The 8296-nt window shown below is 58.7% G+C and carries 7 protein-coding genes; all 7 read right to left on the bottom strand.

The genetic code is table 11. The annotated features are described in order from the left end of the window. On the bottom strand, nucleotides 1-2926 hold a 2926-nt coding region (locus tag N909_RS0116950), incomplete at its 3' end, for an efflux RND transporter permease subunit (RefSeq protein WP_029917328.1). A gap of 29 nt (nucleotides 2927-2955) precedes the next feature. Next, nucleotides 2956-4230, bottom strand: coding sequence for an efflux RND transporter periplasmic adaptor subunit (locus tag N909_RS0116945; RefSeq protein WP_051689906.1), 1275 nt, complete (start codon nucleotides 4228-4230; stop codon nucleotides 2956-2958). A gap of 10 nt (nucleotides 4231-4240) precedes the next feature. Next, on the bottom strand, nucleotides 4241-5536 hold the full coding sequence (locus N909_RS0116940) for a TolC family protein (protein WP_084167795.1): 1296 nt from the start codon (nucleotides 5534-5536) through the stop codon (nucleotides 4241-4243). Nucleotides 5537-5926: 390 nt separating this feature from the next. Next, nucleotides 5927-6283, bottom strand: a complete 357-nt coding sequence (locus tag N909_RS0116935; RefSeq protein ID WP_155005993.1) for a hypothetical protein — start codon at nucleotides 6281-6283, stop codon at nucleotides 5927-5929. Nucleotides 6284-6303: 20 nt separating this feature from the next. Next, nucleotides 6304-6861: a hypothetical protein gene (locus N909_RS0116930; RefSeq protein ID WP_029917324.1), complete on the bottom strand. Its 558-nt coding sequence runs from the start codon at nucleotides 6859-6861 to the stop codon at nucleotides 6304-6306. Nucleotides 6862-7260: 399 nt separating this feature from the next. Next, entirely contained in the window at nucleotides 7261-7578 is a 318-nt protein-coding gene (locus tag N909_RS26215; RefSeq protein ID WP_245613628.1) for an OB-fold nucleic acid binding domain-containing protein, read from the bottom strand. Next, a partial coding sequence (locus tag N909_RS0116920; RefSeq protein ID WP_029917322.1) for a helix-hairpin-helix domain-containing protein occupies nucleotides 7505-8296 on the bottom strand: 792 nt, incomplete at its 5' end. The genes N909_RS0116920 and N909_RS26215, both read right to left, overlap by 74 nt.

The raw sequence follows: 8296 nt of genomic DNA, 5'->3' as shown, positions 1-8296 counted from the left end.
GCTGGGAGAGGTCCAGATAAAGCAGCATGACCACGCCGGTTTCGGCATCAAGTCCGGCCAGGGCGATCAGCCCGATCCAGGTCGCCACAGACAGATGATAGCCCAGTAGATACAGAAACCAGAAAGCTCCAACCAGGGAGAAGGGGACGGCCAACAGGACGATCAATGTTTTGGCGATCGATCTGGTATTCAGGTAGATGATCAGCACAATCAGCAGCAACGTCAGTGGGATGATCAGCTGCAGCCGTTGGTGAGCGGCCTGGAGATATTCATACTGACCGCTCCAGATCAGGCTGTACCCTTCGGGAAGGCTGATCTGCTCGGCTACTGCCTGTTGGGCTGCGGCCACAAAGGTGCCGACATCGATATTGCGCAGGTCAACATAAACCCAGACCGTGCGGCGGGCATTCTCGCTCTTGATCATTGGCGGCCCCTGGAGTATTTCCAGCCGGGCCAGTTGCGATATGGGGACGTGACTACCGTCGTCCAGCGGGACCAGAACCCGGTTGAGGGCGGGCAGGTCATTGCGGAAGTCGCGCTGATAGCGCAGATTGACCGGGTAACGTTCCAGCCCTTCAACGGTCTGAGTGATGTTACTGCCGCCGATGGCGGTCTGGATGATCTCCTGAACCTGGCCGACGGTCAGGCCGTAGCGGGCGGCGGCGCGGCGATCGACAACAAAGTCCAGGTAATAGCCGCCCACGGCACGTTCGGAGTAGGCGCTGAGCGCTCCTTCCTGCTGTCGCATCAGGGCTTCGATCTGCTCGCCGAGGGCAGAGAGGGTGGGCAGATCCTCCCCCATGATTTTGATGCCGACCGGGGTTTTGATACCGGTGGAGAGCATGTCGATGCGTGCCCTGATCGGCATCGTCCAGGCGTTGGTCAGGCCGGGGAACTGGATTTCCCGGTCCAACTCGTTGACCAGGGTGTCGATATCGATGGGACTTTGCTCCGGCCAGATCCAGGCCAGCGGGGTTTTGACGAAATCGAGGGCAGCCGGCCAGTCCGAATAGAAGCGCTTACGTTGCACCTGGCGCCATTGCTCGCGCGGTTTGAGCATGATGGTTGTTTCCAGCATGGACAGCGGGGCCGGGTCGGTAGCGGTTTCGGCGCGGCCGATCTTACCGAAGGTTTTGGCGACCTCAGGGAAAGAGGCAATGATCCGATCGGTCTGTTGGAGCAATTCACGTGCTTTGGTGGTGGAAATCCCCGGCAGGGTGGTTGGCATATAAAGCAGGTCGCCCTCCTGCAGCGGAGGCATGAATTCGCTGCCGAGGGGTCTGGGCGCCAGGTGTAGCGGCCAGAGAATCGACAGGGTTAAAAGCAGGGCCAGCAACAGGCTCGGCCAGCGCCACTTGAGGACGAAATTGACCAGCGGGTGGTAGATCCAGATAAAGAACCGGTTGATTGGATTGTGGGTTTCCGGCTTGATCTTGCCGCGAATAAACCAGCCCATCAGAATCGGCACCAGGGTCACCGAGAGCAGCGCGGCTGCGGCCATGGCATAGGTTTTGGTATAGGCGAGGGGTTTGAACAACCGACCGGACTGTTCCTGCAGGGCGAAAACCGGGATAAAGGAAACGGTGATCACCAGCAGGGAGAAGAACAGCGTTGGTCCGACTTCCTTGGCTGAGGTCAAGATGATCTGCCAGTGCGGCTTGTGGTCGGAGTCCCGTTCCAGATGTTTGTGAGCGTTTTCGGTCATGATGATAGCGGCATCGATCATTGTGCCGATGGCGATGGCGATCCCGCCCAGGCTCATGATATTGGAATTGATCCCCTGCAGATACATGATCACAAAGGCCATCAGGATCGCGATGGGCAGGGTGACGATCGCCACCAGGGCGCTCGGCAGATGGAACAGGAACAGCGCCGTGATCACGGCGACGATGATGCTTTCTTCCAGGACTTTCTCTTTTAACGTCCAGACCGCGCGGTCGATGAGGTTGCCCCGGTCATAGACCGGCACGATCCTGACTCCGGCGGGCAGCCCGCTCTGCAAAGAGGCCAGCTTGGCTTTAACCCGGTCGATGGTCTGGCGGGCGTTCTCCCCAAAGCGCATGACGATGATGCCGCCGACTGTTTCACCGTTCCCATCCAGCTCGGCGATACCGCGGCGCAATTCAGGCCCCAGGGTCACCGTGGCAAAATCGCGGAGCAGAATCGGGGTGCCGTTGTCGTCCTTGCCGACCACCACCTGTTCCAGGTCCGCGACCCCTTTGAGGTAGCCGCGGCCGCGGATCATGTATTCGGTTTCCCCCATTTCCAGCACCCGCCCGCCGACATCGCTGTTACTGGAGCGGATCGCCCGGGCGATCTGTGGAATGGTCAGGTGGTAGGCGAGCAGCCGGTTGGGTTGAATGGCTATCTGATACTGTTTGACAAAACCGCCGATGCTGGCGACCTCGGCAACGCCGTCGACGGCGGCCAGCTGATAACGCAGATACCAGTCCTGAATGGAGCGCAGTTGCTGCAGATCATGCTGATCGCTCTGCAATGCATACTGATAGATCCAGCCGACCCCGCTGGCGTCCGGTCCAAGACTCGGCGCAACCCCCTGGGGGAGAGCTCTGGCTGCCTGGTCGAGGTATTCCAGAACCCGGGAGCGGGCCCAGTAGATATCGGTCCCTTCGTCGAAAATCAGATAGACAAAAGAGATGCCGAAATAGGAATAACCGCGCACCACCTTGGCGTGGGGAACCGACAATAGTTGGGAGGTGAGCGGATAGGTGACCTGGTCTTCGACCACCTGCGGGGCTTGCCCCGGGTATTCGGTATAGATGATCACCTGCACGTCCGAAGGGTCCGGCAGCGCATCGATGGGCATGTTGTGAAGGCTGTACAGACCAGCCAGAACCATGACCAGAGTCAGCAGTATGACGATGAATTTGTTATGCAGCGACCATTCGATGAGTTTTTCCAGCATAGCTTCGCCACCGTCCGTCAGTTTTGTTACTAGAAGAGTTCTTCCAGCGCCTCTTGCTTTGGCACCGGTTCCGGTTCGAGCATTTTCTGCAGGGCTTCCTGCAGCTTGCTTTCCGAATCGAGCATGAACTGGGCCGAGGTCACCACCTGCTCGCCCAGGTTGAGACCGGCGAGGATTTCCACGTAACCGTCCTCGTCATATTGACCAAGGCGGACCCGGCGCGGCTCGAAACGGCCTTCGCCGAGGGCCACGAAGACGGTTTCCCGTTTTCCCGTATAAAGCACCGCTTCAGCCGGGATGCTCAAAGCGGCTTTGAACGGTGCGCAGAGGATGGTGACGTCCGCATACATGTCCGGTTTAAGGATCAGGCCGGGGTTCGGCAGATCGATGCGCGCCTTGATGGTGCGGGTTTTTGCGTCCAGATAGGGGTAGACCGTGCTGATCAGGCCGCTTACGGGCTGCTCGGCAAAGGGGAATTGGATCAGCGCAGGAAGCCCTGGTTTGACCCAGGAGATCTCGTATTCATAGATATCGGCATAGACCCAAAGATTGTCGATGGCGGATATCTCCAGCAACTCGCGGCCGGCCGTAACGAATTCACCTTCCCGAACCTGCTTGCGGGAAACAATGCCTGATGCCGGTGCGGCCAGGGGGAGAGTCTTGCTGACTCGGCCGGTCTTTTCCAACCGGGCGATCTGCCGATCCGGAATATCCCACAGCCGCAGGCGCTGTCGGGCGGCATTCAGGAGCCGTTCCGCATCCTTTCTTACCTCCGGAAAAGCGCTGTCCTGTAAACGTTGATAGCTGTCCAAAGCCAGCAGCAGCTCTTCCTGGGCAGCGACCAGTGCGGGGCTGTAGATCTCCAACAGTGGGGCACCGGCGGCGACCTGCTGACCGCTTTCATTGACATGGAGCTTTTCAATCCAGCCGGAGATCTTGCTGTTGATGACATATTGATTTGGCTCAGCAAAATCGACCAGGCCGACCGTGTGAATCCGGCGGGCAAGGATTCTCGGCTCGACCGCTGCAGTCCGCAGGGCCATCCTCTGAACGGTCACCGGATCGACCTTGATGACTCTTTCTCCGGTCCTGCCGACTCCGCCGTCCGCTGCCTGCAGCGGGGTCAGTTCCATCCCGCAGATGGGGCACAGCCCGGGCTCATCCGCAATCACCATGGGGTGCATGCCGCAGCTGTAGCGCGTTGCTGCGCTGGCGGCATAGCAACAGTCCAGGGGGATTAGCTGCGGCGGCAGGACGGGACTGCCCAATAACAGCAGGAGCGTCAGGACCAGGTAAGATTTCATATCGGCATCCTCAATATCTTTCCGCTGCAACGACCGGTGTGTTCAGAGCGATACCACTGAGCCCTTCCAGCCGGGCCATGTCGACCTGAAAGGCGGTCAGGGCCTGGTAGTATTTTTCCTGATAGCGGAACAAACTGAGCAGGGCGGTCAGGGGGGCCTGGTAGTCGCGCCGCCCGACTTCAAAATCGGCCAGGCTGAGTTGATAAAGTTGTCGCGCCTGGGGAATCAGGACTCGGCCATAAAGGTCGGCCAGCTCACGATTGGTGGTCAGATCGGTCATCGTGGTTTGAATAGCGGCTGACACCTCATTGTAAAAATCGGTTCCTTCGGCTTTGATCGCCCGCAAGCCGCTGTCGGCTTCAAAGGAAGCTTCGTCCTGAAGGTCCCGGTTGAAATACATTTTGACCATGCCGCGCATGGCCCGGAAACGGCCGCCCAGGGCCTGGTAGCCTTTCATCAGCGGGCGATTCTGAAACAGTCCGGAGATCAGGTTGATTGCAGTGTAGCGGGGCAGGACAAGGTCGTCATAGCCGAGATCTTTGTCCAGAAATGGGTCGAGGGGGCTGGTGATCGGCCGCGCCGCCAGGTAGTTGAGCCGGGTTGCCAGTTCCCGGCGTTGTTGCTGCTTTTCCAGCAGTTCAGCCTTGAGCCGGTAGCGCTGCTCCTGCAGGTTGAGGACATCGGTCTGGGTGATGTTTCCCACCGCATACTGGGCAGCGGCCGATTGGGTCAGCTCGGCCAGGGTGGCGATGCCGTTTTCGGTGGCGATAATGGTTTTGTCAAGGAAGTAGAGCTTGAAAAAAGCTTCCCGAACTTGGCTGACCACCTGCAGGCGCAGGTCTGCAGCCCGATACTCGAACCAGAGCGCCTGGTTTTCGATCATGTCCCGGCCGGTGAGAATTTTCCCCCGCACACTGCGGGTGTTGACCTTGGTCGCCGGGCCGGCCTGGGCCTGATTGATCCGCTCCGCCTCGCCAAGACTGATATTGCCGACCGGAAAATCGAGATAGTAAAAGGCCAGCAGCGGTTCGTTCAGTTTGTCGATGAGGGCGATCCGGGTGTTGTAGCGTTGCACCTGGGCGTCGGCCGAAATCAGCTGCAGGTTGTTGACCGCGGCGGCTTCCAGCAGTTCGGCCAGGGAGACGCTGGCTTTCGGCGCGGACGGCGGTGATGCGGCACGGACGGCGGCGGGCAGCAGCAGGTGCAACAGCACGGCCAGGACCACGACCCTGATCCAGGACAGGGGGCCGGGTGAAAAAACAGTGGCGGTCGGGCGTTGACACAATGGCAAAGTTAGCGACTCCATGAATGCATTTCATTAAGACTAGTTTACATCCGGACACGGCACTTACCCGCTGTCACGGCGTCAATCTGCGGCCTTGCTGGTGCGGCGTAGCGCTGTACATTTCCGCACAGGCCCTTGATTTTATTGCCACAACGAAATACTGCTCGTTTCCAATCTGAAAATTTAACGATTGCTATCCAGAGTCTCCGAGCAAAACCAGGACTGTCCCCGCCCGGGGGCTGTCCCAGGTCTTTGCGGTGCGAACCGCGACAGTTTCATGGCTCGCAAACTCGCGGTGCAAACCGCCAGCGTTCCAAGGGCCGCAAACATCTGGGACAGCCCCAGATAGGGCTTGGGACAGTCCCGAGTTTGCTACGAAAGTGCTTAAATTAGCACCATTCGGGACAGCTGCTAAAATTTCCCCATGGTTCTCATTCCGTTAGACCCGTCGATGCGAAAAGCCCCCGGATCGGTTGATTTCGGAAAATACAGGCGTCGCCAGCTGGCTTCTGCCCCCTTGAAAATCAATACCCCGTCAAAGGGCGGGCTATCCTTGGCATAGCTCAACAACGGGCTGTCAGTGACAATTACGGCGGTGCCGAATTCCGGGATAGCCACCGTGCCGGTTATGGAAAAAGCCGGATAGCGTCCGCTCAGATCCCAACTCAACAGACCGTCTGTCAACTGCACCTGGCGCTGGTTCACTTCATCGATCAGCATGCGGCTGTGGACCAGATAACGCTGCTGTTTGCCCTGGTAGGCGTTCATGGTCAGCTGCAACTGTCCGCTTAATAAGAAGCGACGCTGCTCCAATTGGGCAGGCAGCCGGGCATAGTCGAGGTTGAGTTCCAGCTGGCCGGTTGCTGTATCGAGCTGCCGGTGACGGTTAACGCCGCGTTGTAGGTCAGGCCGCAGTTGTCGGCATAGTTTTCATAGTCAAGGCTGCCGCTGAGCGCTCCAGTGGCGGCTATGGCTAGCTGGACTGTGGTTTGCCCCCGGCTGCCGGCCTGCTGCAGGGTTTTGGGGACGACGACCGTTTGCCCTGGTTGCAGATTAAGCTGGGTGACATAGGCGATCAGCGGATCGATGAGCAAGCTGTGGGCCTTGATCAGGCCAAAGTAGGGTTTGCCGTCGGAGACCTTCAGGGTCAGCTGCCAGGCATGATCGCCTCGTTGTTCCTGCGGGTCGGGCAGATAATAGGGGGTCAGGGTGATCACCTGGGTGTTGTTGCCGTCAAAATGAACCTGGGGGCGGGTCTGGTTCGGCGCAGCGCAGGCTGTCAGCAGGATGGTCAGTAATATGGCCAATGCTGCTCTTAAAAAGGTTTTCCGGCTGTTCCGAACCATAACTGCTCCGTCGATCAGGGCTGGCCGGTTTGGAAACAGGTTATTTCCGGGACCGGTGCAGCGATTGTGGCGAAGCGACCTCCGCATGACCGAGGTGCCGGAGTGCGGATGAAGCGATTCAGCGGTCGGTTGTTGTTTAAAAGTCTGTTAAGGGATTGAAAAGCGATATTATCTCGTTTTCATCCGGAAACGGCGCTTTTTCCGTTGTAGCGACGTCAATCTACGGACTTCCTTGTGCGGCGTATCGATATACGCCTCCGCGCAAGCCCTTGATTTTCTTGCCACAACGGAAAACTGCTCGTTTCCAATCTGAAAACTTCTTGATTGCCATCCAAAGTTTCCGGATGACAACTAATCTCAATATGTTGAGACGCTGTTTTGGAGATTGTAACACTGTTTCTACATTGATTGTAGGTCTTTTCCGGAGCGGTCGGATGGTTTTGCCGGTACTTCCTCCAAAAAACCGATCCAGGTCACGGTCAGGGTGGGGACGCCGAACTCCTCTTCAACCTTTCCTTTCAGCACATAGGGGCGCCGCCTGGTCAGCTTGCGACAGAAGCGGGCATAGGCCTGCGGAAAGAACGTGGCGTCATAGATGCCGCTCTGGTCTTCAAAAGAGACAAACTCCATGGGTCGGCCGTTTTTATCCTGGACGGTTTTGCCCGTGACCCACCAGCCGATCATGGTGACATGGCGGCCGGTCCAGCGCAGCATCATACTGGAGTCGACCGGGTTGAGGCGCGCCAGCCGGACCCGGGTAGAGCACCAGCGGATGGATGGAGACCAGCATGCCGAGGGCTTCCTGCTCCTGCTCAAGGACGGTTTTCTCGTCATAGGGTGGCGGCATTGGAAGGGGCGGGGACGGCGCGGCAAACAGGCTGGCCTGCGCGGTCGCAGCGGTCCGGCGGTGGGCGAGCAGTTCCCAGAGCAACGCCGGGCGGCGCTGTTTCCCTTCCAGTTCGTCGAAACAGCCGGCTTTGATCAGCAGGCGGATATCAGCCGGGTCGATGGCCACCCGGCCGAGGAAATCCTGAAAATCCACAAAATCCCCCTGTGTCTGACGCTCCTTCAGTAAGGTGTTCAGGGCGGCCTGGCTGAGGCCGCCAATCTGCATCAGCCCGACCCGCAGGCTGCGGCGCCGGCCGTAGTAATGGGCGGTGCTGCGGTTGATGTCCGGCGGCAGGATCTCCAGGTGCATGCGGCGGGCCTCGGAGATATAGGCCGCCGGGGAATAAAAGCCGCCCCGGTTGGAGATCACGGCGGCCATGAACTCGGCCGGGTAATGGGCTTTGAGATAAGCCGACTTGCAGCTGACCAAGGCATAGGATGCCGAGTGGGGCTTGCAGAACGAATAGCCGGCAAAGGAGAGAATCTGCTCCCAGAGGGCATCGACCACCTCCAGACTGACCCCGCGGTCCTGCGCCCCGTGTTGAAA

The organism is Pelobacter seleniigenes DSM 18267, assembly GCF_000711225.1.
In the GTDB taxonomy this organism is placed as follows: Bacteria; Desulfobacterota; Desulfuromonadia; order Desulfuromonadales; family Geopsychrobacteraceae; genus Seleniibacterium; species Seleniibacterium seleniigenes.
Note: the sequence above shows the minus strand (reverse complement) of the source record. Positions and strands in the feature narration are given on the sequence as shown.

What these genes read in the sequence shown, in the direction of transcription:
- N909_RS0116930 (WP_029917324.1), bottom strand. Translation starts at nt 6,861, where the DNA reads ATGGTTCGGAACAGCCGGAAAACCTTTTTAAGAGCAGCATTGGCCATA.
- N909_RS0116935 (WP_155005993.1), bottom strand. Translation starts at nt 6,283, where the DNA reads ATGAACGCCTACCAGGGCAAACAGCAGCGTTATCTGGTCCACAGCCGC.
- N909_RS26215 (WP_245613628.1), bottom strand. Translation starts at nt 7,578, where the DNA reads ATGATGCTGCGCTGGACCGGCCGCCATGTCACCATGATCGGCTGGTGG.
- N909_RS0116940 (WP_084167795.1), bottom strand. Translation starts at nt 5,536, where the DNA reads ATGGAGTCGCTAACTTTGCCATTGTGTCAACGCCCGACCGCCACTGTT.
- N909_RS0116945 (WP_051689906.1), bottom strand. Translation starts at nt 4,230, where the DNA reads ATGAAATCTTACCTGGTCCTGACGCTCCTGCTGTTATTGGGCAGTCCC.